Origin of the sequence: Serratia sp. CC22-02 (genome assembly GCF_900182895.1) — a bacterium.
Taxonomy (GTDB): Bacteria; Pseudomonadota; Gammaproteobacteria; order Enterobacterales; family Enterobacteriaceae; genus Serratia; species Serratia nevei.
On record NZ_FXUD01000009.1, the window covers coordinates 42,959 to 69,639 of the forward strand.

General features: G+C 61.5%; 25 protein-coding genes. 11 read left to right on the forward strand and 14 right to left on the reverse strand.

The genetic code is table 11. The features are described 5' to 3' along the window. Position 1: 1 nt before the first annotated feature. The 6 genes from tauD to QOL81_RS22695 form a co-directional block, all read right to left on the reverse strand. A complete protein-coding gene (gene tauD, locus QOL81_RS22670) occupies positions 2 to 850 on the reverse strand; it encodes a taurine dioxygenase (RefSeq protein ID WP_033636267.1) in 849 nt (282 codons plus the stop codon). Then, entirely contained in the window at positions 847 to 1,683 is an 837-nt protein-coding gene (gene tauC, locus QOL81_RS22675) for a taurine ABC transporter permease TauC (RefSeq protein ID WP_033645254.1), read from the reverse strand. Before tauC ends, tauD begins: the two co-directional genes overlap by 4 nt. Further along, positions 1,680 to 2,447: a taurine ABC transporter ATP-binding subunit gene (tauB, locus tag QOL81_RS22680; RefSeq protein WP_283440036.1), complete on the reverse strand. Its 768-nt coding sequence runs from the start codon at positions 2,445 to 2,447 to the stop codon at positions 1,680 to 1,682. The genes tauC and tauB overlap by 4 nt, the downstream gene beginning before the upstream one ends. 9 nt (positions 2,448 to 2,456) lie before the next feature. Next, positions 2,457 to 3,452, reverse strand: a complete 996-nt coding sequence (gene tauA, locus QOL81_RS22685; RefSeq protein ID WP_060424564.1) for a taurine ABC transporter substrate-binding protein — start codon at positions 3,450 to 3,452, stop codon at positions 2,457 to 2,459. Positions 3,453 to 3,566: 114 nt separating this feature from the next. Further along, entirely contained in the window at positions 3,567 to 4,349 is a 783-nt protein-coding gene (locus QOL81_RS22690) for a PhzF family phenazine biosynthesis protein (RefSeq protein ID WP_070914496.1), read from the reverse strand. A gap of 10 nt (positions 4,350 to 4,359) precedes the next feature. Continuing rightward, the gene (locus QOL81_RS22695) at positions 4,360 to 4,962 is read right to left on the reverse strand and encodes a LysE family translocator (RefSeq protein WP_060424559.1); all 603 of its coding nucleotides are present in this window, start codon (positions 4,960 to 4,962) and stop codon (positions 4,360 to 4,362) included. A 119-nt stretch (positions 4,963 to 5,081) separates the two neighbouring features. On the opposite strand from QOL81_RS22695, the gene QOL81_RS22700 reads away from it, so the two are divergent. From QOL81_RS22700 to QOL81_RS22710, 3 genes are all read left to right on the forward strand, one after another. After that, positions 5,082 to 6,062 carry a hydrolase gene (locus tag QOL81_RS22700; protein ID WP_047729705.1) on the forward strand — a complete coding sequence of 327 codons (981 nt, stop codon included), beginning with the start codon at positions 5,082 to 5,084 and terminating at the stop codon, positions 6,060 to 6,062. Beyond that, positions 6,059 to 6,292: a YheU family protein gene (locus QOL81_RS22705; protein WP_004930376.1), complete on the forward strand. Its 234-nt coding sequence runs from the start codon at positions 6,059 to 6,061 to the stop codon at positions 6,290 to 6,292. The genes QOL81_RS22700 and QOL81_RS22705 overlap by 4 nt, the downstream gene beginning before the upstream one ends. Before the next feature lie 151 nt (positions 6,293 to 6,443). Further along, positions 6,444 to 7,313 carry a phosphoribulokinase gene (locus tag QOL81_RS22710; protein WP_033636275.1) on the forward strand — a complete coding sequence of 290 codons (870 nt, stop codon included), beginning with the start codon at positions 6,444 to 6,446 and terminating at the stop codon, positions 7,311 to 7,313. A gap of 38 nt (positions 7,314 to 7,351) precedes the next feature. Here QOL81_RS22710 and QOL81_RS22715 read toward each other — a convergent pair whose 3' ends face one another. Further along, the gene (locus tag QOL81_RS22715) at positions 7,352 to 7,759 is read right to left on the reverse strand and encodes an OsmC family protein (protein ID WP_004930372.1); all 408 of its coding nucleotides are present in this window, start codon (positions 7,757 to 7,759) and stop codon (positions 7,352 to 7,354) included. Between the two features lie 382 nt (positions 7,760 to 8,141). On the opposite strand from QOL81_RS22715, the gene crp reads away from it, so the two are divergent. Both crp and QOL81_RS22725 read left to right on the forward strand, forming a co-directional pair. Next, entirely contained in the window at positions 8,142 to 8,774 is a 633-nt protein-coding gene (crp, locus tag QOL81_RS22720; RefSeq protein WP_004090925.1) for a cAMP-activated global transcriptional regulator CRP, read from the forward strand. Positions 8,775 to 8,824: 50 nt separating this feature from the next. Beyond that, a complete protein-coding gene (locus tag QOL81_RS22725; protein ID WP_060424556.1) occupies positions 8,825 to 10,903 on the forward strand; it encodes a YccS/YhfK family putative transporter in 2,079 nt (692 codons plus the stop codon). A 40-nt stretch (positions 10,904 to 10,943) separates the two neighbouring features. On the opposite strand, the gene argD is transcribed toward QOL81_RS22725, so the two are convergent. The 6 genes from argD to ppiA all read right to left on the reverse strand — a co-directional run bounded on the left by argD (position 10,944) and on the right by ppiA (position 17,755). Then, positions 10,944 to 12,161, reverse strand: coding sequence for a bifunctional acetylornithine/succinyldiaminopimelate transaminase (argD, locus tag QOL81_RS22730; RefSeq protein ID WP_070914495.1), 1,218 nt, complete (start codon positions 12,159 to 12,161; stop codon positions 10,944 to 10,946). A 131-nt stretch (positions 12,162 to 12,292) separates the two neighbouring features. Beyond that, complete coding sequence (locus tag QOL81_RS22735; RefSeq protein WP_049198366.1) at positions 12,293 to 12,868, reverse strand: aminodeoxychorismate synthase component II; 576 nt, start codon at positions 12,866 to 12,868, stop codon at positions 12,293 to 12,295. Between the two features lie 72 nt (positions 12,869 to 12,940). Continuing rightward, positions 12,941 to 14,467 (reverse strand): helicase HerA-like domain-containing protein, encoded by a 1,527-nt coding sequence (locus QOL81_RS22740; RefSeq protein WP_033649312.1) that lies wholly within the window; start codon positions 14,465 to 14,467, stop codon positions 12,941 to 12,943. Between the two features lie 151 nt (positions 14,468 to 14,618). Beyond that, a complete protein-coding gene (gene btsR / locus QOL81_RS22745; RefSeq protein WP_060424551.1) occupies positions 14,619 to 15,344 on the reverse strand; it encodes a two-component system response regulator BtsR in 726 nt (241 codons plus the stop codon). Next, on the reverse strand, positions 15,344 to 17,029 hold the full coding sequence (locus QOL81_RS22750; protein ID WP_060424549.1) for a sensor histidine kinase: 1,686 nt from the start codon (positions 17,027 to 17,029) through the stop codon (positions 15,344 to 15,346). The genes btsR and QOL81_RS22750 overlap by 1 nt, the downstream gene beginning before the upstream one ends. A gap of 156 nt (positions 17,030 to 17,185) precedes the next feature. Continuing rightward, on the reverse strand, positions 17,186 to 17,755 hold the full coding sequence (gene ppiA, locus QOL81_RS22755; protein WP_060424547.1) for a peptidylprolyl isomerase A: 570 nt from the start codon (positions 17,753 to 17,755) through the stop codon (positions 17,186 to 17,188). Positions 17,756 to 18,108: 353 nt separating this feature from the next. On the opposite strand from ppiA, the gene QOL81_RS22760 reads away from it, so the two are divergent. The 4 genes from QOL81_RS22760 to tsgA all read left to right on the forward strand — a co-directional run bounded on the left by QOL81_RS22760 (position 18,109) and on the right by tsgA (position 22,181). Further along, on the forward strand, positions 18,109 to 18,447 hold the full coding sequence (locus QOL81_RS22760; protein WP_038878111.1) for a PTS lactose/cellobiose transporter subunit IIA: 339 nt from the start codon (positions 18,109 to 18,111) through the stop codon (positions 18,445 to 18,447). After that, the gene (locus QOL81_RS22765; RefSeq protein ID WP_060424544.1) at positions 18,444 to 19,751 is read left to right on the forward strand and encodes a 6-phospho-beta-glucosidase; all 1,308 of its coding nucleotides are present in this window, start codon (positions 18,444 to 18,446) and stop codon (positions 19,749 to 19,751) included. The genes QOL81_RS22760 and QOL81_RS22765 overlap by 4 nt, the downstream gene beginning before the upstream one ends. Before the next feature lie 73 nt (positions 19,752 to 19,824). Continuing rightward, positions 19,825 to 20,805, forward strand: a complete 981-nt coding sequence (locus tag QOL81_RS22770) for a LacI family DNA-binding transcriptional regulator (RefSeq protein ID WP_070914492.1) — start codon at positions 19,825 to 19,827, stop codon at positions 20,803 to 20,805. A 191-nt stretch (positions 20,806 to 20,996) separates the two neighbouring features. Continuing rightward, on the forward strand, positions 20,997 to 22,181 hold the full coding sequence (tsgA, locus tag QOL81_RS22775; RefSeq protein ID WP_033636290.1) for an MFS transporter TsgA: 1,185 nt from the start codon (positions 20,997 to 20,999) through the stop codon (positions 22,179 to 22,181). Between the two features lie 54 nt (positions 22,182 to 22,235). On the opposite strand, the gene QOL81_RS22780 is transcribed toward tsgA, so the two are convergent. Further along, positions 22,236 to 23,504, reverse strand: coding sequence for a cytosine deaminase (locus tag QOL81_RS22780; protein WP_207188402.1), 1,269 nt, complete (start codon positions 23,502 to 23,504; stop codon positions 22,236 to 22,238). A 303-nt stretch (positions 23,505 to 23,807) separates the two neighbouring features. On the opposite strand from QOL81_RS22780, the gene nirB reads away from it, so the two are divergent. Together nirB and nirD are read left to right on the forward strand one after the other, a co-directional pair. Next, positions 23,808 to 26,357, forward strand: a complete 2,550-nt coding sequence (gene nirB / locus QOL81_RS22785) for a nitrite reductase large subunit NirB (protein WP_197757757.1) — start codon at positions 23,808 to 23,810, stop codon at positions 26,355 to 26,357. Beyond that, the gene (gene nirD / locus QOL81_RS22790; protein WP_038878129.1) at positions 26,354 to 26,680 is read left to right on the forward strand and encodes a nitrite reductase small subunit NirD; all 327 of its coding nucleotides are present in this window, start codon (positions 26,354 to 26,356) and stop codon (positions 26,678 to 26,680) included. The genes nirB and nirD overlap by 4 nt, the downstream gene beginning before the upstream one ends. Position 26,681 lies beyond the last annotated feature (1 nt).

The window sequence follows — 26,681 nt, forward strand, 5'->3', positions numbered from 1 at the left end:
CTCAGGCCTTGTAAAAAGGCCTATCCCCCAGAATGGTCGCGCGGTGCATAATGCGCCGCTGCGGCAGATAATCCGCGTTGGCGTAGTGCTGCGTCACGCGGTTATCCCAGATCGCCACGTCATTTTCCTGCCAGCGCCAACGCACCTGAAACTCCGGTTTGGTGATGTGAGCAAACAGGAAGTTCAGCAAAGCGTCGCTCTCTTTCGGCGCCAGATCGACGATCCGCGTGGTAAACCCTTCATTGACGAACAGCGCCTGCCGGCCACTGACCGGGTGGGTGCGTACCACCGGATGCAGCAGCGGCGGGTTTTTCTGCACCGCCAGCTGCCAGCGCTGATGCTCCTCTTCACTGCCGCGATGTTTGTGTTCCGGGAACGACTTGGTGAAGTCATGCTCCGCACGCAGCCCTGCGAGCAGCGTTCTGAACGGCGCCGACAGCGCCTCGTAGGCCGCGATGCCGCTGGCCCACAGCGTATCGCCGCCGGTGGAAGGCAAGGTCTTGGCCGCCAAGATCGCCCCCAGCGGCGGGTTCTCGATAAAGGTCACGTCGGTGTGCCAGTTATCGTTGTCCGGCGGGTTGTCGTCGTGGGTATCGAGCACGATGATCTCTTCCACGTCGGTGGCGTGCGGATAGACCGGATGGATATGCAGATCGCCGAAGCGGCCGGCCAGATCGCGCTGCTGCAGCGGCGTGATCGGCTGATTGCGGAAGAACAGCACCTGATGCTTCAGCAAGGCATGATAAAGCTGTTCAAACTGGCCGTCGCCCAGCGGCCGGGCCAATTCGACGTTTTCCACCAGCGCCCCGATGTAAGGCCCCAGCGGGGTGATATTCAGACGTTCGTTCATTGCTGTACTCCATGCCACGGGGTCAATCGGCGCTGCAGGGCACGCAGCCCCAGCTCCAGCCCAAATGCAATCACCGCAATCACGCCGATGCCGGCCAACACCACGTCGGTCGCCAGAAACTCACCGGCGGATTGCACCATAAATCCCAGGCCGCGCGTGGCGGCGATCAGTTCGGCGGCCACCAGCGTCGACCAGCCGACGCCCAGCCCGATGCGAATGCCGGTCAGGATCTCCGGCAGCGCACTCGGCAGCACCACGAAACGCAGCACCTGCCAACGCGTGGCGCCCAACGCGCGGGCGGCACGCACCCTCACCTGCGCCACGCTGCGCACGCCGGCCACGGCAGACAGCGTCACCGGCGCGAAGATCGCCAGATAAATCAGTAAGATCTTTGAGGTTTCGCCGATGCCGAACCAAATCACCATCAGCGGCAGATAGGCCAGCGGCGGCACCGGGCGATAGATTTCAATCAGCGGATCGAGGATGCCGCGTACCGTGTCGTTCAGCCCCATGGCAATGCCCACCGGAATGCCGACGATCACCGCCGCCAACAGCGCTACCAGAATGCGCCCCAGGCTGGCCGCCAGATGTTGCCACAGCGTGGCGTCCATAAAGCCTTGCGGGCTGGCGATGGTGATCAACTGGTGCAGCACCTGCTGCGGCGCCGGCAAAAACAGCGGGCTGATCAGCTGCAGCGCCGTCACGCCCCACCAGACGATCAACACCGTCAACAGCGTGGCGCCGCTCAGCCAAACGTTGCGCGGCACGCTGAAACGGCGCGTCGCTTTGCCCTGCGGCTGCGCCGCGGCCTTCAGAGTGGAATGCAGGCTCATAGCAAGGCCTCGCGCTGTTGGAAAACTTTGCCCAGCACGTATTCGCGCTGCGCGATAAATTCAGGATCTGACTTGATGGCGCGGCAGGCTTCGCCGTCGGCATAGCGTTGGCCGAAGTTCAGCGACAGCCGCTCCACCACTTGCCCTGGCCCCGGCGACAGCAGCAGCAGTTCGCTGGCGAGGAACACCGCCTCTTCGATATCGTGGGTGATCAGCAGCACCTGCTTGCCGGTATCACGCCAAATGGTCAGCAACAGCTCCTGCATCTGCTCGCGGGTAAACGCGTCCAGGGCGCCGAACGGCTCGTCCAACAACAACAGCCGCGGATCGGCGGCCAGAGCGCGGGCGATGCCGACGCGTTGGCGCATGCCGCCGGAAAGCTGCCAGATAAAGTGCTGTTCATAGCCCGCCAGCCCCACGCGCTGCAGCATCTGCTCCGCCACCTGGCGGCGCTGCGCCTTGCCGACGCCGGCCAGTTGCAGGCCGAACTCGACGTTGTCCACCACATTGCGCCACGGCAGTAAGCCCTCATGCTGGAACACCACGCCCCGTTCGGCGCCCGGGCCGTGAACGGGCGTTCCATCCAGCGTGATGCTGCCAGTTGAAGGCTCGATAAACCCGGCGATCAAATTCAGCAGCGTGGTCTTGCCGCAGCCCGACGGGCCGAGCACCACCACCAGTTGCCCGGCGGCGATCTGGAACGACACGTCACGCAGCGCGGGCCGCCCCTGATACTCTGCTGAAAGATGATTGACGTTTAGCATCCTGCTTCCTTACGACTGCGGCGCAGCCTGCACCTGTTTCACAAAGCGGTCGGTCACGTAAGCGCTGTAGTCGCTGTCGACCTGCGGGATCTTGCCCTGCTGCTTGAGGAATTCGGCGGTATCGCGGATCGCCTTGTCCACCGGCTGGCCGAGCTGGGCAACCTGATCCGCCACCGGCAGATAACGGTTTCCCTTCACCAGCTCCGGCACCTGCGCTTCCGGCACGCCGCTCAGGCGCGCCAGCGTGCTGAGGTGGTTCGGATCTTTCAGCCACTGTTCCGGCGCCGCCAGGTAGGCTTTTTGCGCCTGCAGGGCGCTGGCGGCAAAGGCGGTCACCACGTCGGGATGTTTCTCGGCAAAATCTTTGCGCACCACCCACACGTCCAGCGTCGGCGAGCCCCATTCGCCCACCTGCGCGGAGTCGGTCAACACCTTGCCCTGTTTGGCCAGTTCGTTGACCACCGGCGCCCAGACGTAGGCGCCGTCGATATCGCCGCGCTGCCAGGCGGCGGCGATGGCCGGCGGCTGCAGATTGAGGATCTTCACCTGCTCAGGCTTGATGCCCCAATGCTTGAGCGAGGCCAGCAGGCTGTAATGGGTGGTGGAGATAAACGGCACCGCAATGCGCTTGCCGATCAGATCCTGCGGGCTTTTGATGTCATTTTTCACCACCAGCGCTTCGGAACTGCCGAGCTGCGAGGCGATGAGGAACACTTCGATGGGGAGTTTCTGGCTGGCGGCCACCGCCAGCGGGCTGGAGCCGATATTGCCGATCTGCACGTCGCCGGAGGCCAACGCACGCAGCACGCTGGAGCCGCTGTCGAACTTACGCCAGTCGACGGTCGCGCCGGACCGTTTGGCGAAGCTGTTTTCCGCCTGCGCCACCTTGGCCGGTTCCGCCGACGTCTGGTACGCCACGGTCACATCCACCGCGTAGGCGCTGGTTGCGCTGAGCGACAGCGCCAACAGCGCCGCGTTGCGTAAGGAAAAGAGTTTGCCCGCCATGTTCCGCTCCGTTGATAAAAATCTGTTCAGTTGCTGACAGTTTTATCTGAGCGATGACGGGCTATAAAAGAATAAAAAAGTCTTCTTTATTACCGTGAGTAATATAAACGCGGGTTACAGCGCGATACTTCCGCGCAGGAACACATGAGCATAGCCGCCGAGCAGCGTGCGATCCCCGTGCAGTTCGCAGAACAGTTCGCCGCCGCGTGCCGAGATCTGCTGCGCATGCAGCCGATGGCGGCCGAGACGCGCCGTCCAGTAAGGCATCAGCGTGCAGTGCGCGGAGCCGGTAACCGGATCTTCACCGCCGTCGAGCGTGAAATAGCGCGACACGAAGTCCACGGTGTCACCCGGCGCGGTAACGATTACCGCACGCCCGGCCAGCGCGATCAGCGCCGGGATGTCCGGCCGCAGCGCGCGTACCTGCGCCTCATTTTCCAGCACCACCATCAGCGCTTTCGCCTGCCACACCTCCAGCGGCTGCACGCCCAGCAGCGCCGCGAGGCCCGCCGGTTCAGCCACCTTCTGCGGCGGCCGTGCGGGGAAGTCGAGCACCAGCCGTTCCCCGTCCTGCGCATCGCGCTTGACGAACAGCTCGCCGCCGGCCGAACGGAAGCGGATATCCTGCAGCGCCGGATTGATCGCGCTGAACATCACATGCGCCGCCGCCAGGGTGCCGTGGCCGCAAAGGTCGACCTCGCGTTCCGGGGTAAACCAGCGGATAGCGGTCATGTCGCCGTCATCCCAGACAAAGCTGGTTTCCGGCAGGCCGATCTCGTTGGCGATCGCCTGCAGCCGCTCCGCCGGCAGCGGCTGCGTCAGCAGGCAAACCCCGGCCGGGTTGCCGCGCAGCCCTTTGCCGGTAAAGGCAACCACGTGATAATAATTTTCCGCCATCGTTCGCTCCTTAATGCCAGATCAGTAACACACAGGCTGCGGTCAACAACCCCATGGAACCGTTGAAGATAACCCAGGCCTTTTTGCTGCGCAGCAGGCGGCCGATCACGGTGCCGAACGCCAGCCAGATAATGCCGGCGACAATGTTGACCACCAAAATGCCCAGCGCGATCGCCGCAATGGATCCGTTGTACTTATCGCCCGCCAGGCTGAAGCTGGCCACCGCCCCCAGCGCCATCAGCCAGGCTTTCGGGTTGAGGAACTGCAGCAGCCAGCCCTGATACAGCCGCACCGGCTGCGGCGGCGCCACGTCGGTTTCCAGCTTTTCATAGGCGGCGGTGGCGACTTTCCACGCCAGCCACAGCAGGTACAAACTGCCGAGGATTTTCAGGATCAGGTGCAGCGACGGGTAGACCAGGATCAGGCTGCCGACGCCGAAGGCCACCAGCAGCAAAATGCTTTGCATGCCGAGCATGATACCGACCATCAGCCACAGCGATCGCATAAAGCCGAAGTTAGCGCCAGAGGTGGTCAACAGCAGGTTATTGGGGCCAGGCGTGATGGCGGCGACCCACAGGAAGCCCAGCATCGAAAGGAATAAACTCGGTTCCATGGCACGGGTGCTCCTCACCCAAGGCGCTTTTTTGCAGTATCATTGTTAGTTCTTGGTATTGAAGCTAACAGTGCGCTAGGGATCTCACAATAGCCGCCCACAACATTTTTACTCAGCCTATGCCTAACACCTTTCGCCCTCTGACCGGGGCCAGTAACCCGCACCTGCAAACGCTGTTGCCGCGGTTGGTGCGCCGCCGCGTGTTATTGAAACCGCATTGGCAACGGCTGGAATTGCCCGACGGCGATTTCGTCGATCTCGCCTGGAGCGAAGATCCGGCGCAGGCGCGCGACAAACCACGCGCGGTGCTGTTCCACGGCCTGGAAGGCAGCTTCTACAGCCCCTACGCACATGGCCTGCTCAACGCCTGGCGTGAGCGTGGCTGGCTCGGCGTGGTGATGCACTTTCGCGGCTGCAGCGGCGTGCCCAACCGCAAGCAGCGCATCTACCACTCCGGTGAAACCGAAGATGCACGCTTCTTCCTGCGCTGGCTGCGCGACCGCTACGGCGAGGTGCCAACCGCGGCGGTAGGCGTTTCGCTCGGCGGCAACATGCTGGCCTGCTATCTGGCGCAGCAAGGCGCCGACAGCCTGCTGCAGGCGGCGGTGGTGGTCTCGGCGCCGCTGATGCTGGAGCCCTGTGCCTACCGCATGGAGCAAGGCTTCTCCCGCGTTTATCAGCGCTACCTGCTGGGGCAGCTGAAACAAAACGCCACCCGCAAGCTGTTGCACTACCCGGACACTCTGCCGCTCAAGCTGTCACAGCTGAACGGGTTGCGGCGCATCCGCGAATTCGACGACGCCATTACCTCGCGCATTCACGGCTTTAGCGACGCTATCGACTACTATCGCCGCTGCAGCGCCCTGCCGCTGTTGCCGGCTATTCAGACGCCGCTGCTGATCATCCATGCGAAGGACGATCCCTTCATGACCCATGAGGTGATCCCCGACGTCGCCGGCCTGCCGCGCAATATCGAATATCAACTGACCGAGTACGGCGGCCACGTCGGCTTCGTCGGCGGCACGCTGAAAAAACCGCACATGTGGCTGGAACATCGCATTCCGGCCTGGCTTTCCCCTTATCTGGACATCCCGACGTGATCATTCCCTGGCAAGAACTGGCAACCGACACCCTGAACAGCCTGATCGAATCCTTTGTACTGCGCGAAGGCACCGATTACGGCGAACACGAACGCTCGCTGGAACAGAAGGTGGAGGACGTGCGTCGCCAGCTGAAAAACGGCGAAGTGGTGCTGGTGTGGTCGGAACTGCACGAGAGCGTCAACATCATGCCGCGCGGCCAGTTCCGCGCCGGGCAGGAAGAAATTTAGTGGCGCTCGGTTCTATGACTGACGGAAAAAATCAGGTAACAATGGGGCATTGCAAACCAGCGCGCGCCATTTTTTCCTGAGATAGAGAGCGTCAACAAGAGCCACAATAATCCCCTGACGCCGGCGCATTCAACACGGAGTGACAACCATCATGTCTGCCAAACATCCCGTTATCGCGGTGACCGGTTCCAGCGGCGCCGGCACCACCACCACCAGCGTGGCGTTCCGTAAGATCTTCCAACAGCTCAACATCCGCGCCGCCGAGCTGGAGGGCGACAGCTTCCATCGCTACACCCGGCCGGAAATGGACGCGGCGATCCGCAAGGCGCGCGATCTGGGCAGACACATCAGCTATTTCGGCCCCGAGGCCAACGACTTCGGCCTGCTGCAGCAGAGCTTTATCGACTACGGCAAGAACGGCACCGGGCGCTCGCGCAAGTATCTGCACACCTACGACGAAGCGGTGCCCTACAATCAGGTGCCGGGTACCTTCACCCCGTGGGAACCGCTGCCGGCGCCGACTGACGTGCTGTTCTACGAGGGGCTGCACGGCGGCGTGGTCACCGAGCACCATGACGTGGCCAACCACGTCGATCTGCTGGTCGGCGTGGTGCCGATCGTCAACCTGGAGTGGATTCAGAAACTGATCCGCGATACCGGCGAGCGTGGCCACTCTCGCGAAGCGGTGATGGATTCGGTGGTGCGTTCGATGGAAGATTACATCAACTACATCACGCCGCAGTTCTCGCGCACCCACATCAACTTCCAGCGCGTGCCGACGGTGGACACCTCCAACCCGTTCGCCGCCAAGGCGATTCCCTCACTGGACGAAAGCTTCGTGGTGATCCACTTCCGCGGGCTGGATCAGATAGATTTCCCCTATTTGCTGGCGATGCTGCAGGGCTCGTTTATCTCACACATCAATACGTTAGTGGTGCCGGGCGGCAAGATGGGGCTGGCGATGGAGCTGATCATGGCGCCGCTGGTGCAGCGGTTGCTGGAAGGCAAGAAGATCGAATAAATGCGTTGAGCGCGGCGCCGGGCCGCGCTCCGTTTCGATTACGCCGGTTGGCGGATCTCGAAGCTGTGGGTCACCGTGGCAGCCTTGTTGAGCATCAGCGCCACCGAGCAGTACTTCTCCGCCGACAGGTTCACCGCACGCTCGACGATCTTGTCGGTCAGGTCCTGGCCGGTAACGATGAAGTGCAGGTTGATATGGGTGAACAACCGCGGGGCTTCTTCGCGGCGCTCGGAGGTCAGCTTCACCTCGCAGTCGCGCACGTCGTTGCGCCCTTTTTGCAGGATGGACACCACGTCGATCGCGCTGCAGCCGCCCACCGACATCAGCACCATCTCCATCGGGCTGGGCGCTTTATCACCGGCGTTGCCGTCCATCAGCACCTGGTGGCCGGAGGCCGATTCCCCCAAAAACGTTAACCCTTCCACCCATTTAACTCTTGCCTGCATTCTGGTCACTCCGGTTGATTTCTTAAAATCAGAGTACGCTTTCGCATAGAAACAGGCAACGTAACCTGATGCTAATCATGCTGAAGCGAGACAACACGAGACACCCGCCTTACTCTGTGCTACAAACAGAGCCGCAATAAATCTTTCCGGGACACTGAATTTCAGGGAAACGCCCAGAGAAAGGCTCCTTTACCGGTATGTTAACAGAATGTAGCTTGCAGCGCTTACGGCAAGTTAATATGCTAGAGCGACAGCGTATTTTTATGACACGCCTCAAAACTTGCCGGTAGCCCTCGCTCATGACTGCGGCTACAGGCGGGTTTTACAGGGAACTCTGACCCCTGTGACACAAGGCAGCGATAACAACAGAGGATAACAGCGAATGGTTCTCGGCAAACCGCAAACAGACCCTACTCTCGAATGGTTCCTGTCTCATTGCCATATCCACAAATATCCATCGAAGAGTACGCTGATTCACCAAGGTGAAAAGGCCGAAACGCTTTACTACATCGTGAAAGGCTCCGTCGCGGTGCTGATCAAGGATGAAGAAGGTAAAGAGATGATCCTGTCCTACCTCAACCAGGGGGATTTCATCGGCGAGCTCGGATTGTTCGAAGAAGGCCAGGAGCGCAGCGCCTGGGTTCGCGCGAAAACCGCCTGTGAAGTGGCCGAAATTTCCTACAAGAAATTCCGCCAGCTGATCCAGGTGAACCCGGACATCCTGATGCGTCTGTCCGCCCAAATGGCGAGCCGCCTGCAGGTCACCTCCGAAAAAGTGGGCAACCTCGCCTTCCTGGACGTTACCGGCCGCATCGCGCAAACCCTGCTGAATCTGGCGAAGCAACCCGACGCCATGACTCACCCGGACGGCATGCAGATCAAGATCACCCGTCAGGAGATCGGCCAGATCGTCGGCTGCTCGCGTGAAACCGTTGGCCGTATTCTGAAAATGCTGGAAGATCAAAACCTGATTTCCGCCCACGGCAAAACCATTGTCGTCTACGGCACCCGTTAATCCCTGAAAAAACGGCGCAGTCTGCGCCGTTTTTTTGTCTGCTCTCTGCCATGTGGCGCCGCCTGATCTACCACCCGGAAATCAACTACGCACTGCGACAAACGCTGGTGTTGTGCCTGCCGGTGCTGTTCGGCCTGCTGATAGGCCAGCTGCAGCTCGGCCTGATGTTCTCCCTCGTGCCCGCCTGCTGCAATATCGCCGGGCTGGATACGCCGCATAAGCGCTTCTTTAAACGACTGATCGTCGGCGGTTCGCTGTTCGCCTTCAGCAGCGTGCTGCTGCAACAGGCCCTGCTGTGGCACGTGCCGCTGCCGGCGCTGATGCTGGGCCTGGCGCTGCTGCTCGGCGTCACCGGCGAAATCAGCCCGCTGCACGCCCGGCTGTTGCCGGCGGCGCTGGTGGCCGCCATCTTCGCCCTCAGCACGGCCGGCACGGTGCCTATCTGGCAGGCACCGCTGCTGTACGCGATCGGCACCGCCTGGTATGGCTTATTCACCTGGTTCTGGTTCAAGCTGTGGAAAGAGCAGCCGATGCGCGAGACGCTGAGCCAGCTCTACCTGGAACTGGCGGACTATTTCGAAGCCAAATACTCGCTGCTGACCCAGCACACCGATCCGCAGACCGCGCTGCCGCCGCTGCTGGTGCGCCAGCAAAAGGTGATGGACCTGATCAGCCTGTTGTACCAACAGCTTAATTTCCTGCCGCACGCCAACAATCTCGAGCAAAAGCGCCTGCAGCGCGCCTTTCAGGTGGCGATGGACCTGCAGGAGCACATCACCGTCAGCCTGCATCTGCCGGAAGAGGTGCAAAAACTGGTGGAGCAGAGCCAGGCCGAAGCGATCATTCGCCGCAATGCTCAGGTGATCGCCGGCCGGCTGCGCGTGGTGGCGCACGATATTCTCTATCATCAACATTCGAAGCGCTTCTCCATGACCCACGAGCTGGCGGCGCTGGAAAAAATGGCGGCGCAGCATCCCGATAATCCGGTCGGCCAGTTTTGTTATTACCACTTCAGCCGCATCGCCCGCCTGCTGCGCACCCAGCATCCGCTGTACCGCCGCGACCTGATGCCCGGCCAGCACCGCCTGCCGTTTTGGCCGGCGCTGGTCAGCTATCTGTCGTTCAAATCCACCGCCCTGCGCAACGCCGCGCGGCTGGGCGTAACGCTGGCGGTCGGCAGCAGCCTGGGTGCGGTATTCAACCTGCCGAAGCCTTACTGGATCCTGCTCACCATCATGCTGGTGAGCCAAAACGGGTATAACGCCACCCGGGTGCGTATTCAGCACCGTGCGCTGGGCACGATTGCCGGGCTATTGCTGGCAGCCGGGCTGCTGCAGCTGCAGCTGCCGGAGGGAGAAACGCTGAGCATCATGCTGGTGATCACGCTGCTGGCCTACCTGGTTTCGCGCAAGAACTACGGGCTGTCGGTGATTGGCTTTACGGTCACGGCGGTTTACACCCTGCAGCTGCTGGCGCTGAACGGCTCGCATTTTCTGGTACCGCGCCTGATCGATACGCTGATCGGCTGCGTGCTGGCGTTCGGCGGCACCATTTGGCTGTGGCCGCAGTGGCAAAGCGGGCTGCTGCGCAAGAATGCCCATCAGGCGCTGGAGAACGATCAAGCCGCGCTGCGGCTGATGCTGAAGCAACCGGAACCGGACGCCACCGCGTTGGCCTATACCCGCATGCAGGTCAACCAGGCACACAACGCGCTGTTCACCTCGCTCAATCAGGCGATGCAAGAGCCGGGGTTCGCGTCAAACTATCTGGCGGACATGCGGCTGTGGGTCACTCACAGCCAGTTCATCGTCGAACACCTGAACGCCATGACCATTCTGGCACGCGAGCACTACATGCTGACGCCGAAACTGGCGGAAGAGTATCTGCAGACCTGTGAAATCGCGCTGCAAAGCTGCCAGCAGCGGTTGGAATACGACGGCCCGAGCAGCGGCAACAGCGGCATCATGCAGCCGCCGGATCTGCATCCGGACATGCCCGTTACCGAGATGGAGCGCCATCTGCGGCGCATTTTGTCGCACCTGAGCGTGATGCACACCATTTCGTCGCTGGCCTGGCGCCAGCGCCCGCACCACGGCATCTGGCTCAAGCGCAAACTGCGCGATCAATAAGGGCGCGGCATGCCGCGCCCCGTTATATGCCGCGCGGGCTTCAGGCGTTGATCACATCCTGCACCGCCAGCTCGAACAGCGCCATGCCGGCCTCGATATCCTGCAGCTCCACCACCAGCGACGGCGCGAAGCGGATCACGTTCGGCCCGGCATTGAGGATCATCAACCCACGCGCGGCGGCGGCGGTGAGGAAGTCGCGCGCCCTGCCGTGATAATGCGGAGTCAGCTCGGCGCCAATCAGCAGCCCCATGCCGCGAATCGCGGTGAAAATACCGTATTTATCGCCGATATGCTGCAAAGCCTGCACATACAGCGCATGACGCTGCTCAATGCCGCTCAGCACCTCCGGCGTATTGATCACGTCCAGCGCCGCCTCCGCCACCGCGCAGGCCAGCGGGTTGCCGCCGTAAGTGGTGCCGTGGGTGCCCACCTGCATCACCGACGCAATGTCTTCGGTGGTCAGCATGGCGCTGACCGGGAAACCGCCGCCCAGCGCCTTGGCGGTGGTGAGAATGTCCGGCGTCACGCCATAATGCATATAGGCGAACAGTTTGCCGCTGCGCCCCATTCCGCTTTGCACTTCGTCGAACACCAGCAGCGCCTGATGTTGGTCGCACAGCTCGCGCACGCCTTTGAGGAAGCCGGCGTCGACCGGCGTAATACCGCCCTCGCCCTGAATCGGCTCCATCACCACCGCGCAGGTGTGGTCGTCCATCACCGCTTTCACCGCCGCCAGATCGTTGAACGGCACGTGCACGATGTCGGCCGGCTTCGGCCCGAACCCGTCGGAGTATTTGGCCTGCCCGCCCACCGACACGGTGAACAGCGTGCGGCCGTGAAACGCGTTATAGAAAGCGATGATTTTGGTTTTGTACGGGCTGTTACGGGTAATGGCGTAATGGCGCGCCAGTTTGAACGCCGCCTCGTTGGCCTCAGCGCCGGAGTTGGCGAAGAACACCCGATCGGCGAAGGTGGCGTCGATCAGTTTGCTTGCCAGGCGCAGCGCGGGCTCATTGGTGAAGACGTTGCTGGTATGCCACAGGGTTTCGCCCTGGCGTTTAAGCGCCTCGACCAGCGCCGGATGGCAGTGCCCCAGCGCCGTCACCGCGATGCCGCCGGAAAAATCGATGTACTCTTTTCCCTGCTGATCCCAGACCCGGCTGCCTTGGCCGCGCACCGGCACAAACTGGGCAGGCGCATAAACAGGCAGGATCACCTGGTCAAAGGTACTGCGGCTCACTGCGGATTTTTCAGTCATTTTCGGCTCCACCCTGAAAGTTTTTCAGCGCTATCGTAATGTTAGATTGAAAACATAATCACGAAATATGCATAAAAAACCAATCAAGCGCAAACGCAAAACGCCTGACGGGCGAAAAAAACGCACCGGAATTAACGCTTGAGGAAATTATCCAGCAGCTGGTGGCCCTGCTCGCTGAGCACGCTTTCCGGATGGAACTGCACGCCTTCCAGCGCCAAAGTGCGGTGGCGGATGCCCATGATCTCGTCGCGCACGCCGTCGCGCTCGCTCCAGGCGGTCACTTCAAAGCAGTCCGGCAGCGTATCGGCTTTCAGCACCAGCGAGTGATAGCGGGTCACGGTCAGCGGATCGCTCAAGCCGCGAAACACGCCGACGCCCAGGTGACGAATCGCCGAGGTTTTGCCGTGCATCACCGCGCGGGCGCGCACCACCTCGGCGCCGAACGCCTGCCCCAGCGCCTGGTGCCCCAGGCACACGCCGAGGATCGGCAGCTTGCCGGCGAAATGACGAATGGCGGCCAGCGAGATACCCGCTTCGTTCGGGGTACAGGGGCCAGGGGAAATCACCAGATGCTGCGGCGCCAGCCGCTCGATATCGGCCAGCTGCAGCTCATCGTTGCGCTTCACCAGCACCTCGGCGCCCAATTCGCAGAAGTACTGGTAAAGGTTATAGGTAAAGGAGTCGTAGTTATCGATCAGCAGCAGCATGTTAGGTCCGGCAGAGAAAAATGCCGCCACAGTGTACTGATTTAACCCGCCGCTGCCGACGATAATTTCCGCTTACTTTTTACGGCCGCCGGTGATCGACCCCAGCACGCCGCGCAGGATCTGGCGGCCGAGATCGCGCGCCATGCTCTTGGCGGCGGTCTGGACGATGCCGTCGCGCTTGCCGCCGCGCGGGCCGGTGGAACCGAACAGCAGCTCGTTCAGGCCGTCCATCAGGCCGCCGCCCGCCTGCTGTTGTTGCTGTTGCGCCTGCGGTTGCTGCCCCTGCTGCGGGGTGCCGACGGTGGCGAAGCCACCCGACGACAGCTTCTCGTAGGCGGATTCGCGATCGATCATATCCTCATAGCGGCCATACAGCGGCGACTTGTTGATCGCGCTGTTCAGCCCTTCCGCACCGAGCATGCCCATTTTGGATTCCGGCGCGATCACCATCGCCCGCTCCACCACGTTAGGCCGGCCCTTCTCGTCGAGGAATGACACCAGCGCTTCGCCCACGCCCAGCTCGGTGATCGCCGTTTCGGCATCGAAGGCCGGATTGGCGCGCAGGGTTTGCGCCGCCGTCTTCACCGCCTTCTGATCGCGCGGGGTAAAGGCGCGCAGCGCATGCTGTACGCGGTTGCCCAGCTGGCCCAGCACGCTGTCCGGAATGTCCAGCGGGTTCTGGGTGACGAAGTAAATGCCGACGCCTTTGGAGCGGATCAGACGCACCACCTGTTCGATCTTGGTCAACAGCGCCGCCGGCGCATCGTTGAACAGCAGGTGCGCCTCATCGAAGAAGAACACCAGCTTCGGCTGTTCAGGGTCGCCCACTTCCGGCAGGTGCTCAAACAGCTCGGCCAGCAGCCACAGCAGGAATACCGAATACAGCTTCGGCTGATTGATCAGCTTGTCCGCCGCCAGCAGGTTGATCACGCCGTGACCGTTGGCGTCGGTTTTCATCAGATCGTTGATGTCCAGCATCGGCTCACCGAAGAACTGGTTGGCGCCCTGCTCTTCCAGCGTCAGCAATCCGCGCTGGATGGCGCCGATCGACGCGGCAGAGATATTGCCGTACTGGGTCTGGAATTGTTTGGCGTTGTCGCCGACGAACTGCACCATGGCGCGCAGGTCCTTCATGTCCAGCAACAGCAGCGCATTGTCATCGGCGATCTTGAACACCAGCTGCAGCACGCCGCTTTGCACCTCGTTCAGATCCAACAGGCGCCCCAGCAACAGCGGCCCGAGATCGGAAATCGTGGCGCGGATCGGGTGGCCCTTTTCGCCGTAAATATCCCACGGGATAATGGTGCAGGCCTGCGGCTGCCAGTCGGTGACGCCGATCGCCGCCAGGCGCGCCTGCAGTTTCTCGGAAGGCACGCCCTCGGCGCCGATGCCTGACAGATCGCCCTTCACGTCGGACAGGAACACCGGCACGCCGATGCGCGAGAACTGTTCGGCCATTTTCTGCAGCGTCACCGTCTTGCCGGTGCCGGTTGCCCCGGTGATCAGCCCGTGGCGGTTGGCCAACGCCGGCAAAATCACCAGATCCTGCTCCGGTTTTCCGTCTTTCATCGCTTTGGCGATAATCCGTGGTTCACTCATTTTCTGTTCCTTTGACGCTGACGCAGCGCGAAACGCGCCTGTTGATGCAATAAAGCTATAAGCGCCGCGTAACCCCGTCAAGGACAAACAAAATGGGCGCCGTCGGGATGCCCATGATGCCTGTCTTTTCAGAATCCCCCTAAGACCTGCGTCACCCCCGCAGCCCCAGTTGCTCTTTCAGCGCCTTCAAATAGCGTCGGCTGACCGGTACAGGATCGCCGGCCGACATGATCATTTCCGCCGAGCCGCCCTCTTCGAAGCGGATCTCGCGCACCTGTTCCAGGTTGACCAGATACTGCCGATGGCAGCGCACCAGCGGCGTACGGCTTTCCAGCGTGCGCAGCGTCAGCTCGGTGAAACACTCCATGCCGTCGCTGCGCACCACGAAGACCCCGCTCAGTTTGGAACGGATCGCCAGCACTTCGTCGAACCGCAGCAGATAGATGCGGCTGTGGCCGGTGCAGGGAATGTATTTCAGGTAACCGGCGCTCTCTTCCAGCGCCGCCACGTCCTGCGGTGCACTGCGCTGCCGCAGGCGTTGCAGCGTCTTGCTCAGCCGCTTCGGCTCCGCCGGCTTCAGCAGATAGTCGAAGGCATGCTCCTCGAACGCCTGCACCGCGTATTCGTCGTAGGCGGTCAGAAACACGATGTGCGGCATGCGGTTGGGATCCAGCATGCCGACCATTTCCAGCCCGCTGATGCGCGGCATCTGGATATCGAGAAACACCACGTCCGGCTGCAGCCGGTGGATCTGGCTGATGGCTTCGATGGCGTTGGCGCATTCGCCGATAATCGCGATCTCCGCCTCGGCCTCCAGCAGATGGCGCAGGTTGTCGCGCGCGGAAGGTTCATCGTCAACAATCAGTGCGTTTAACATCAGGCGGCCCTCTCCATGGGGACATTGAGCGTAATGCGGGTGTAGGCGTCCGGCCGGCAATCCACCTGCACGCCATAGCCTTCGCCGTAGCGCACGCGAATGCGTTTATCCACCAGATTCATCCCCAGCCCGCTGCAGTTCGGTTTCGGCTGGAACAGCCCGGCGTTGTCCGTCACCTGCAGCAGCAGATGCTCGCCTTCGCAGCAGGCGCCGATTTCGATGCGACCCACGCCCAACAGATGCGAGGTGCCATGCTTGATGGCGTTTTCGACGATTGGCTGCAGCGAGAACGCCGGCAGCCGCACCGCCAACAGCGCCTCCGGCAGCGATACCGCGATCTCCAGCCGATCGGCGAAGCGCGCTTTCTCGATCTGCAGGTAGGCCTTCACGTGTTCAATCTCATCCGCCAGGCTGACTTCGTCATCCGAGCGTTTGAGGTTTTTACGAAAGAAGGTCGAGAGGGACTGCACCAGATCGCAGGCGCGCTCGCCATCGCGGCGGATCACCGCCACCAGGGTATTCAAGGCATTGAACAGGAAATGCGGATTGACCTGCGCATGCAGCAGCTTGATCTCCGACTGCGCCAGCAGCTGCTTGTGGCGCTCGTACTGTCCGGCCATGATCTGCGCCGACAACAGGCTGGCGATGCCTTCGCCCAGCGTACGGTTGATGGTGCTGAACAGCTGGCTTTTCGGTTCGTACAGTTTGATGGTGCCGATCACCCGCTGGTTTTCGCCGCGCAGCGGGATCACCAGCGTCGAACCCAGCTTGCAGGCCGGGTTGATCGAGCAGCAATAAGAGAGCTGATTACCGTCGGCGTACACCACCTCGTTGTTGTCGATGGCGCGATGCGAATGCACCGAGGCGATCGGCGTGCCCGGCAGGTGATGATCGTCGCCGATGCCGATAAACGCCAGCAGCTTGTCGCGATCGGTGATCGCCACCGCGCCGATGCCCAGCTCCTGATAGATCACCCGGGCGACCTTCATGCTGTTCTCCTGATCGAACCCCTGCCGCAGGATGCCCTCGGTGCGCTCGGCGATCTTCAGCGCCTTGGAAGAGAAGGCGCTGGTGTATTTTTCGAACATCGCGCGCCTATCCAGCAGGATTTGCATGAACATCGCCGCGCCGACGGTATTGGCGATCATCATCGGCAGCGCGATGTGCTCCACCAGCTGCAACGCTTCGTCGTAGGGGCGCGCCACCGCCAGGATGATCGCCATCTGCAGCACTTCCGCCACCAGCGCCACGCCGCCGACGAACAGCGGATTGAACAGCAGCTCGATGCGCCCCCGGCGCATGGCGATGCTGTGCACGATGCCGCCGACCAGGCCTTCCGACACCGTGGAAATCGCGCAGGCCACATCGGTCATGCCGCCGAGCGTATACCGGTGCAGGCCACCGGTCAGCCCGACCAGAAAGCCCACCGACGGCCCGCCCAGCAGCCCGCCCAGGACCGCGCCTATCGCGCGGGTGTTGGCGATCGAATCCTGAATGTGCAGCCCGAAATAGGTGCCCATGATGCAGAACACCGAGAAGATCACGTAGCACAGCAGCTTGTGCGGCAGGCGGATGGTCACCTGCATCAGCGGGATGAACAGCGGGGTTTTGCTCAGCAGATAGGCGATAACGAGATAGACGCACATCTGCTGCAGCAGCAACAGCACCTGGTTAAATTCATACATGGCAGCAACTCATCCAGAGACAACAAAGGGCGAACGCCGGATTTCCGGTCTGATTATTGTCTGCCGATTAGAGCATGGGGCGCAGGAGAAAACAGTGATGAAGGCAAGGCTTCGGGAGGAAGGAGCGGCCGACCCCGGCGGGATCGGCCAAAAAACTTACGGCAGTACCTTGGCCGACAGAATCACCACCGGTTTGGTCGGCACATTCTGGTAAGGGCCGACGTTGCCGGTCGGCACCTGGGCAATTTTGTCCACCACGTCCATGCCTTTCACCACTTTGCCGAACACCGCGTAGCCGAAGTCACGCTGGCCGTGATCCAGGAAGGCGTTATCCGCCACGTTCAGGAAGAACTGGCTGGTGGCGCTGTCCTTGTCGGCGGTGCGCGCCATCGAGATGGTGCCGCGCAGGTTGCGCAAGCCGTTGTCGGCTTCGTTCTTGATCGGCGCCTTGGTGGATTTTTGCTGCATGTCAGCGGTGAAACCGCCGCCCTGCACCATAAAACCCGGGATCACGCGGTGGAAGATGGTGTTGTTGTAGTACCCGCTGTTCACGTAATCGACGAAGTTCTGGGTGGAAACCGGTGCCTTCTGGCTGTCGAGCGCCAACTCGATATTCCCCGCCGAGGTCGTCAGCATGACGTGGGTCTCACCGGCGGCGAGTGCGGCTGGCGCCACTGCGGTCAGGGAACACAGCGCGACGAAGGTCACTAAAGTACGTTTGAACATTAACGGGTCCTTTCTCTGAGAGACAAACAACGGAAAAGCGCTTTGATTCTAAAGAGCTGTATCGGCAAGTGCCAGCCATTTACCTATATTTACCCAATTACGGGACATATCCTAGGCGGCCCTGAATTTTGCTGCGGAAAGTATGGGCGCAGAAGGCTTTTTTGCCAACCGCATCACGCATTTTTTGCCCCGCGCCACCCTGGGTCGGTTTTTGCGATCTGCCTCCCAGTTTGCACACGCATTGTCGTTACTCTATTTAAATGAGAGCGCTCTCATTATAAAAAGAACGGATACTGAAGCATCCCACGGCGGCGTCGCCGCGCAACCCCTGGAGAAATGACGTGAGTGAATTGATGACTGAAGTCAGCCCCGAGTTTGAAAGCACCATCATGGAACTGCTGGTGTTCTCCGGCAGCGCGCGCAGCAATGCGTTGATGGCGCTGCGGCAAGCGCGCGCCGGCGACTTCGCCGCCGCGGCCAAGCACATGGCCGAATCCAAAGAATGGGTGAAGAAGGCGCACCTGATCCAGACCGAGCTGATCGGCCTGGACGAAGGCTGCGGCAAGCTGGCGATCAACCTGATCACCGTGCATGCGCAGGACCATCTGATGAACGCCATGGTGATCCAGGATCTGGCCGACGACATGATCGAGCTCTATCGCCGTCAGTCGCAGACGGAGGGCCGCCCATGAGCACGCTCAAAATCGCCGTGATCGGCGGCGGCAGCAGCTACACCCCCGAACTGGTGGACGGGCTGATCCAGCGCATCGAGGAGCTGCCGGTCACCGAACTGGCACTGGTGGACGTCGAACCGGGCCGGCAAAAAGTGGAAACCATCGCCGCCCTGACCCGCCGCATGCTGGCGCGCCACGGGCTGGAGCAGGTGAAGGTCAGCGTGCACTTCGCGCTGGACGACGCCATTCGCGACGCCGCTTTCGTGCTGACCCAGTTCCGCGTCGGGCAACTGCCGGCACGCGCCGCCGATGAACGGCTGGGCCTGAAATATCAGCTGCTCGGCCAGGAGACCACCGGCGTCGGCGGCTTCGCCAAAGCGCTGCGCACCATCCCGGTGATGCTGGATATCGCTCGCCGGGTGGAAAAGCTGGCACCCGACGCCTGGATCATCAACTTCACCAACCCGGCCGGCATCGTCACCGAGGCGGTGTCTCGCTTTACCAAAGCGAAGATCATCGGCCTGTGCAACGTGCCGATCAGCATGCATCACATGATCGCCAACATGCTGCAGGCGCCTTACGCCGACGTACAGCTGCAGTTCGCCGGCCTGAACCACATGGTCTGGGTGCATCAGGTCACGCACCTGGGGCGCGACGTCACCGCCAAGGTGATCGACATGCTGTGCGACGGTGCGGCGCTGACCATGAACAACATCAAGGAAGAGCCCTGGCAGCCGGACTTCCTGCGCGCGCTCGGCGCGATCCCCTGCCCGTACCACCGCTATTTTTACCAGACCCGCGAGATGCTGGCGGAAGAGATGGCCGCCGCCGGCGAGCGCGGTACCCGCGCCGAGCAGGTGATGCAGGTAGAAAAAGAGCTGTTCGAGCTGTATGCCGATCCGCAGTTAAACACGAAACCGGAGCAGCTCAGCTTCCGCGGCGGTTCTTTCTATTCCGAAGTTGCGCTGGAGCTGATTCGTGCTATCCATAATAATCTCGGCACGCAATTAGTGGTCAACACCGCAAACCGCGGCGCAATCCATGGCCTGCCGGACGATGCTGTGATAGAAATCAACTGTATCGTCGATGCTCAGGGCGCACACCCGCTGACCTTCGGCCCGCTGCCGGAGCCGATGCAGGCCCTGACGCAGCAGGTGAAAGCCTACGAACGTCTAACCATCGAAGCCGCGGTGCACGGCGATCGCCGCAGCGGGTTGCTGGCGCTGATCGCCAACCCGTTAGTGGGCAACGCCAACCTGGCGCAGCCGCTGCTGGACGAGGTGTTGACGATAAACGCGCCGTATTTGCCGCAGTTCAGGTAAGCGGCTATACGCAGCCAGACAGGGGTTCGGCGCGCCGAACCCATTTTTTTAGCCGTAATTCAGGAGTGGGACGATGGTGACACTGGAAGATGTCGCGGCGCTGGCGGGCGTTTCGCGCGCCACCGTATCGCGCGTGGTGAACGGCGACAGCAACGTCAAGGCGCCGACCCGCGAGAAGGTTGAACGCGCCGTCGCCCAGCTCGGTTATACCCCCAACCCGGCGGCCCGCGCGCTCGCCTCCAGCCACAGCAATACCCTCGGACTGGTCACCACGTCGTACCGCGGCGGCTTCTTCGGCGCGCTGATGGACTTCGTGCAGACCGAGGCCGAATCCCACGGCAAACAGCTGCTGGTGACCCAGGGCCGCAACAGCGCCGAAAACGAATGGCAGGCGATACAGCGGCTATTTAGCCTGCGCTGCGACGGCGTGATCCTGCACGTGCGTTTTCTCAGCGACGATCGGCTGCGCCAATTGGCGGCGGAACAACGTGATTTCGTGTTGCTCGATCGTCTGGTACCGGGGCTGGAAGCCCGCTGTGTCACCTTCGATCACCCGCTCGCCAGCCGCATGGCGACGCAGCAACTGCTCGATGCCGGGCACCGGCGCATCGCCTGCATCAGCGGCCCTCGTGAGCGCCCGTCGAGCCGCCTGCGGCTGCAGGGGTTTGAAGAGGCAATGCAGGCGGCGAATATCGAACCGGTGGCCTGCCTGGAGGGCGTCTACGATCTGGAAAGCGGTTACCGCTGCGCCGATCGACTGCTGCAGCAAGCCTCGCGGCCCAGCGCCATCTACTGCTGCAACGAAGAGATGGCGATCGGCGCGCTGCTGGCGATCAACGAGCACCGCCTGCGGGTACCGCAAGATATCTCCTTGATCTGCTACGACAGCGGCGAACGCGCGCCTTTCGTGCGCCCGGCGTTGAGCAGCGTCCATTTTCCCATCAGCGAGATGGCCCAATACGCGGCGCGCAGGCTGATCGACCCCGCCACCCCGGCGCACCGGTTTGAGCCGACGATCGTCAACCGTGATTCCATTGTGACGGTACGCAAATAGATCACAATAATGCGCATCACCCCTTCATGGGTTACATCAAAAAATCGACAGCCATCACAAAAAATCCCGTTGTCTGTGCTAGGATCCGCCCCCTGGTGGCCTGATCGGGACTTTTTTCTGCGTTTGTCAGGAAAAGCCAGCGGCCTTATGCCAGCTTTAAAACCTCTAACAGACATATTCAGGCCTATACAATGAATGACAGTAACCGCATACGGCTTACCTGGATCAGCTTCTTTTCGTACGCGCTGACCGGTGCTTTAGTGATCGTCACAGGGATGGTGATGGGAAACATTGCAGAGTACTTTAACCTGCCGGTTTCCAGCATGAGTAACACCTTTACTTTCCTCAACGCCGGTATTTTGATTTCGATCTTCCTCAATGCCTGGCTGATGGAAATCATCCCGCTGAAGCGTCAGCTGATCTTCGGCTTTGTCCTGATGGTGCTGGCGGTCGCAGGGCTGATGCTCGGCAAGAGCCTGACCATGTTCTCGCTGTGCATGTTTATCCTCGGCGTGGTTAGCGGTATCACCATGTCGATAGGCACCTTCCTGATCACGCACATGTATGCCGGCCGCCAGCGCGGTTCACGCCTGTTGTTCACCGACTCCTTCTTCAGCATGGCCGGGATGATCTTCCCGATCGTCGCCGCGATGCTGCTGGCTCGCCACATCGGCTGGTACTGGGTTTATGCCTGCATCGGCCTGCTGTACGTGGGGATCTTCGTGCTGACCCTGTGCTCCGAATTCCCGGTGCTGGGCAAGAAAGGCGCCGACGCCGGTCAGCCGGTCGAAAAAGAAAAATGGGGCATCGGCGTGCTGTTCCTGTCGATCGCCGCACTGTGCTACATCCTCGGCCAGCTGGGCTTCATTCAGTGGGTGCCTGAGTACGCCACCAAGTCGTTCAACATGGACATCGGCCAGGCCGGTAAGCTGGTGAGCGACTTCTGGACCTCTTACATGGTCGGCATGTGGGTGTTCAGCTTCATCCTGCGCTTCTTCGATCTGCAGCGCATCGTTACCGTGCTGGCCGCATTGGCTACCGGCGCGATGTACCTGTTCGTCAGCACCGACAACCCGGAGCACCTGGGCTACTACATCATGGCCCTGGGCTTCGTTTCCAGCGCCATCTACACCACGCTGATCACCCTCGGCTCGCTGCAGACCAAGGTCTCCTCACCGAAGCTGGTCAACTTTATCCTGACCTGCGGCACCATCGGCACCATGCTGACCTTCGTGGTCACCGGCCCGATCGTGGCGAAAGGCGGCGCGCACGCAGCGCTGACCACCGCCAACGGCCTGTACCTGGCAGTGTTCGTGATGTGTCTGCTGCTGGGCTTCGTAACCAAGCACCGCAGCCACGGTCACGTGACGCACTAACGTCTTCGCATCAAATACATCAAGGGCGCCCGCAAGGCGCCCTTTTTTTGCGCCTTAGCGCCGAAAATCCACCGTCTCATCCTGCTGCAAATGCAGCGTGGTTTCCGCCGGCCGCGTTTCGGCGATCACCGCTCCCTGGCGAATCGAATAACGCACCGGCGTCTGGCGGCGCACTGCGTCGAAGCCGCTTTCCGCCGGCAGGATCACCAGGTTGGCGCTGTTGCCGGCCGCCAGGCCGTAGTCGCTCAGGTTAAGGGTGCGCGCGCTGTGGTGGGTGATCAGCTTCAGCCCATCGTCGATCTGGCCATAGCCCATCAGCTGGCACACGTGCAGCCCCATATGCAGCACCTGCAGCATGTTGGCGGTGCCGAGCGGATACCAGGGATCGAACACGTCGTCATGGCCGAAGCAGACGTTGATCTCTGCCTCCAGCATCTCCTTCACCCGCGTCACGCCACGCCGTTTCGGGTAGCTGTCGAAACGTCCCTGCAGGTGAATATTCACCAGCGGGTTGGCGACGAAGTTGATGCCGGACATTTTCAGCAGGCGGAACAGCCGCGAGGCGTAAGCGCCGTTGTAAGAGTGCATCGCCGTGGTGTGGCTGGCGGTAACTTTCGCCCCCATCTCCAGCTTCAGCGCCAGCGCCGCCACGGTCTCGACGAAGCGCGATTGCTCGTCGTCGATTTCATCGCAGTGCACGTCCACCAGCCGATCGTATTTTTGCGCCAGCGCGAACGCCTTATGCAGCGACTCCACGCCGTATTCGCGGGTGAACTCGAAGTGCGGAATGGCACCCACCACGTCGGCCCCCAGCCGCAGCGCCTCTTCAAGCAGCGCTTCGCCATTAGGATAGGAAAGGATCCCCTCCTGCGGGAAGGCGACGATCTGCAGCGTCACCCAGGGCGCCACCTCCTGCTTCACCTCCAGCATGGCACGCAGCGCGGTCAGCGTGGGATCGGAAACGTCGACGTGGGTGCGCACATACTGCACGCCGTTGGCGATCTGCCACTTGAGCGTTTGCCAGGCGCGCTGTTTGACGTCTTCATGGGTCAGCAACGCTTTACGTTCGGCCCAGCGCTCAATGCCCTCGAACAGCGTGCCGGACTGGTTCCAGGCCGGCTGACCGGCGGTTTGCGTGGTATCCAGGTGAATATGCGGTTCGACGAACGCCGGCAACGCCAGCCCGCCCTGCGCATCCAACACGTCGCTGCGCCACTCCTGCCCTTCCGGCTGCGGCACCAGATGCGCGATGCGCCCCTGTTCGATCGCCAGTTGCCACAACCCTTCATGCCCGCTTAAACGCAGGTTGTCGATAAACTTCAATGGACGTTTCGCCACCCTTCACCTCTGCCGTTGCGCTGGTTTTCTTCATCATACTGGCAGCGGATCGCGCTGACAAAGTCGCCGTTGCCTGCCTACCCCCTGTGTTTACTCCCTGTGGGGTAATTTGCATGCAAACTGACTCGCTTCAGCTAAAGGTGAATAAAATCCGCAACTTATCAAAAAACGTGAAAAATCATCCATATACCACGTTAGAGGTATATAAGGGTGTGATTGATTTGCATCAATAAATTGCCCATCGGGAGAGATAAGGTAAGCCTAGGAAACCAGAATTTTGAGGCAATAATGAGCAGAGTCAAACTTGCCGTCGTCGGCAATGGCATGGTCGGCCACCGGTTCATCGAAGATCTGTTGGATAAAGCAGACAAAGACCAGTTCGAAATCACCGTATTTTGCGAAGAGCCACGCATCGCTTACGATCGCGTGCACCTTTCCTCCTACTTCTCGCACCACACCGCCGAAGAGCTGTCGCTGGTGCGCGAAGGCTTTTACGAAAAACACGGCGTGAAAGTGCTGGTCGGCGAGCGCGCTATCACCATCAATCGCGACGAGAAGGTGATCCACTCCAACACCGGCCGCACCGTCTATTACGACAAGCTGATCATGGCCACCGGCTCCTATCCGTGGATCCCGCCGATTAAAGGCTCGGATAGCCAGGACTGCTTCGTTTACCGCACCATCGAAGACCTGAACGCCATCGAAGCCTGCGCGCGCCGCAGCAAACGCGGTGCGGTAGTCGGCGGCGGACTGTTGGGGCTGGAAGCCGCCGGCGCGCTGAAAAGCCTGGGAGTGGAAACGCACGTGATCGAGTTCGCTCCGGTGCTGATGGCCGAACAGCTCGACCCGATGGGCGGTGACCAGCTGCGCCGCAAGATCGAGCGCATGGGCGTCAAGGTACACACCGGCAAAAATACCCAGGAGATCGTCAACGGCGGCGGCACGGCGCGCAAAACCATGCATTTCGCCGACGGTAGCCTGCTGGAAGTGGATTTCATCGTGTTCTCCACCGGCATCCGCGCCCAGGACAAGCTGGCGCGTCAGTGCGGGCTGGAGATTGGCCGCCGCGGCGGCATCGCCATCAACGACAGCTGCCAGACGTCGGATCCGGACGTGTACGCCATCGGTGAGTGCGCCGCCTGGCGCGATCGCACCTTCGGCCTGGTGGCGCCGGGTTACAAAATGGCGCAGGTGGCCGTCGATCACCTGCTGGGCCGCGAAAACGGCTTCCAGGGCGCCGACATGAGCGCCAAGCTGAAGCTGCTGGGCGTGGACGTCGGCGGCATCGGCGATGCCCACGGCCGCACCGAGGGCGCCCGCAGCTACGTTTATCTGGATGAAAGCAAAGAAGTCTACAAACGCATCGTGGTCAGCGCCGACAACAAAACCCTGCTCGGCGCGGTGCTGGTGGGCGACACCAGCGATTATGGCAACCTGCTGCAGCTGGCGTTGAACGGCATCGAACTGCCGGAGAACCCGGACGGCCTGATCCTGCCGGCCCACGCGGGCAGCAAACCGGCCATCGGCGTGGATTCGCTGCCGGAAAGCGCGCAGATCTGCTCCTGCTTCGACGTCAGCAAAGGTGACATCATCCAGGCAGTCAGCAAAGGCTGCCACACCGTAGCGGCGCTGAAGGCCGAAACCAAGGCCGGCACCGGCTGCGGCGGCTGCATCCCGCTGCTCACCCAAGTGCTGAACGCCGAGCTGAGCAAGCAAGGCATCGAGGTCAACCACCACCTGTGCGAACACTTCGCCTATTCGCGCCAGGAGCTGTTCCACCTGATCCGCGTCGAAGGCATCAAGTCGTTCGAGGCGCTGCTGGCCAAATACGGCAAAGGCTACGGCTGCGAAGTGTGTAAACCCACCGTCGGCTCGTTGCTGGCTTCTTGCTGGAACGAATACATCCTCAAGCCGCAGCATACGCCGCTGCAGGATACCAACGACAACTTCCTCGGCAATATCCAGAAAGACGGCACCTACTCGGTGATCCCACGCTCCGCCGGCGGCGAAATCACCCCGGACGGCCTGCTGGCCATTGGCCAGATCGCCAAGGAGTACAATCTCTACACCAAAATGACCGGCTCGCAGCGCATCGGCATGTTCGGCGCGCAGAAAGACGATCTGCCGGCCATCTGGCGCAAGCTGCTCGCCGCCGGCTTTGAAACCGGCCACGCTTACGCCAAGGCGCTGCGCATGGCGAAAACCTGCGTCGGCAGCACCTGGTGCCGCTACGGCGTCGGCGACAGCGTCGGTTTCGGCGTCACGCTGGAACATCGCTACAAAGGCATCCGCACCCCGCACAAAATGAAGTTCGGCGTCTCGGGCTGCACCCGTGAATGCGCCGAAGCGCAGGGCAAGGACGTCGGCATCATCGCCACCGAGAACGGCTGGAACCTGTACGTCTGCGGCAACGGCGGCATGAAACCGCGCCACGCCGACCTGCTGGCCGCCGACCTCGATCGCGAGACGCTGGTGCGCTATCTCGACCGCTTCATGATGTTCTATATCCGCACCGCCGATAAACTGCAGCGCACCTCGGTGTGGCTGGAAAGCCTGGAAGGCGGTATCGACTACCTGCGCAAGGTGATCATCGACGACAAGCTCGGCATCAACGACCAACTGGAAGCGGAGATCGCCCGCCTGCGCGACGCGGTGATTTGCGAGTGGAAAGAGACCGTCGAGCATCCGGAAACGCAGCTGCGCTTCGCCCACTTCATCAACAGCCCGCTGCGCGATCCGAATGTGCAGGTGGTGGCCGAACGCGACCAGCACCGCCCTGCGCGCCCGGACGAGCGCATTCCCGTCACCCTGATCGATACCGAGGAGAGCCACGCATGAGCCAGTGGATTACCGTTTGTCCCGTCGCCGACATTCTGCCCGGCACCGGCGTGTGCGCCCTGATCGGCGATCGGCAGGTGGCGGTGTTCCGCCCCTATGCCGACGAGCAGGTGTTCGCCATCAGCAATATCGACCCGTTCGCCCAGGCCAGCGTGCTGTCGCGCGGCCTCATCGCCGAGCATCAGGGCGAGCTGTGGGTCGCCAGCCCGCTGAAGAAACAACATTTCCGCCTGTACGACGGCCACTGTCTGGAAGACGACAGCCGTTCCGTCGCCAGCTTCACCAGCCGGGTGGTCGACGGCATCGTACAAGTCGCGGCATAAC

What these genes read in the sequence shown, in the direction of transcription:
- QOL81_RS22735 (WP_049198366.1), bottom strand. Translation starts at nt 12,868, where the DNA reads ATGCTGCTGCTGATCGATAACTACGACTCCTTTACCTATAACCTTTAC.
- QOL81_RS22710 (WP_033636275.1), top strand. Translation starts at nt 6,444, where the DNA reads ATGTCTGCCAAACATCCCGTTATCGCGGTGACCGGTTCCAGCGGCGCC.
- QOL81_RS22770 (WP_070914492.1), top strand. Translation starts at nt 19,825, where the DNA reads ATGGTGACACTGGAAGATGTCGCGGCGCTGGCGGGCGTTTCGCGCGCC.
- nirB (WP_197757757.1), top strand. Translation starts at nt 23,808, where the DNA reads ATGAGCAGAGTCAAACTTGCCGTCGTCGGCAATGGCATGGTCGGCCAC.
- ppiA (WP_060424547.1), bottom strand. Translation starts at nt 17,755, where the DNA reads ATGTTCAAACGTACTTTAGTGACCTTCGTCGCGCTGTGTTCCCTGACC.
- argD (WP_070914495.1), bottom strand. Translation starts at nt 12,161, where the DNA reads ATGACTGAAAAATCCGCAGTGAGCCGCAGTACCTTTGACCAGGTGATC.
- QOL81_RS22760 (WP_038878111.1), top strand. Translation starts at nt 18,109, where the DNA reads ATGACTGAAGTCAGCCCCGAGTTTGAAAGCACCATCATGGAACTGCTG.
- QOL81_RS22715 (WP_004930372.1), bottom strand. Translation starts at nt 7,759, where the DNA reads ATGCAGGCAAGAGTTAAATGGGTGGAAGGGTTAACGTTTTTGGGGGAA.
- QOL81_RS22695 (WP_060424559.1), bottom strand. Translation starts at nt 4,962, where the DNA reads ATGGAACCGAGTTTATTCCTTTCGATGCTGGGCTTCCTGTGGGTCGCC.
- tsgA (WP_033636290.1), top strand. Translation starts at nt 20,997, where the DNA reads ATGAATGACAGTAACCGCATACGGCTTACCTGGATCAGCTTCTTTTCG.
- nirD (WP_038878129.1), top strand. Translation starts at nt 26,354, where the DNA reads ATGAGCCAGTGGATTACCGTTTGTCCCGTCGCCGACATTCTGCCCGGC.
- btsR (WP_060424551.1), bottom strand. Translation starts at nt 15,344, where the DNA reads ATGTTAAACGCACTGATTGTTGACGATGAACCTTCCGCGCGCGACAAC.
- tauC (WP_033645254.1), bottom strand. Translation starts at nt 1,683, where the DNA reads ATGAGCCTGCATTCCACTCTGAAGGCCGCGGCGCAGCCGCAGGGCAAA.
- QOL81_RS22700 (WP_047729705.1), top strand. Translation starts at nt 5,082, where the DNA reads ATGCCTAACACCTTTCGCCCTCTGACCGGGGCCAGTAACCCGCACCTG.
- tauB (WP_283440036.1), bottom strand. Translation starts at nt 2,447, where the DNA reads ATGCTAAACGTCAATCATCTTTCAGCAGAGTATCAGGGGCGGCCCGCG.
- QOL81_RS22725 (WP_060424556.1), top strand. Translation starts at nt 8,825, where the DNA reads ATGTGGCGCCGCCTGATCTACCACCCGGAAATCAACTACGCACTGCGA.
- tauD (WP_033636267.1), bottom strand. Translation starts at nt 850, where the DNA reads ATGAACGAACGTCTGAATATCACCCCGCTGGGGCCTTACATCGGGGCG.
- crp (WP_004090925.1), top strand. Translation starts at nt 8,142, where the DNA reads ATGGTTCTCGGCAAACCGCAAACAGACCCTACTCTCGAATGGTTCCTG.
- QOL81_RS22690 (WP_070914496.1), bottom strand. Translation starts at nt 4,349, where the DNA reads ATGGCGGAAAATTATTATCACGTGGTTGCCTTTACCGGCAAAGGGCTG.
- tauA (WP_060424564.1), bottom strand. Translation starts at nt 3,452, where the DNA reads ATGGCGGGCAAACTCTTTTCCTTACGCAACGCGGCGCTGTTGGCGCTG.
- QOL81_RS22750 (WP_060424549.1), bottom strand. Translation starts at nt 17,029, where the DNA reads ATGTATGAATTTAACCAGGTGCTGTTGCTGCTGCAGCAGATGTGCGTC.
- QOL81_RS22765 (WP_060424544.1), top strand. Translation starts at nt 18,444, where the DNA reads ATGAGCACGCTCAAAATCGCCGTGATCGGCGGCGGCAGCAGCTACACC.
- QOL81_RS22740 (WP_033649312.1), bottom strand. Translation starts at nt 14,467, where the DNA reads ATGAGTGAACCACGGATTATCGCCAAAGCGATGAAAGACGGAAAACCG.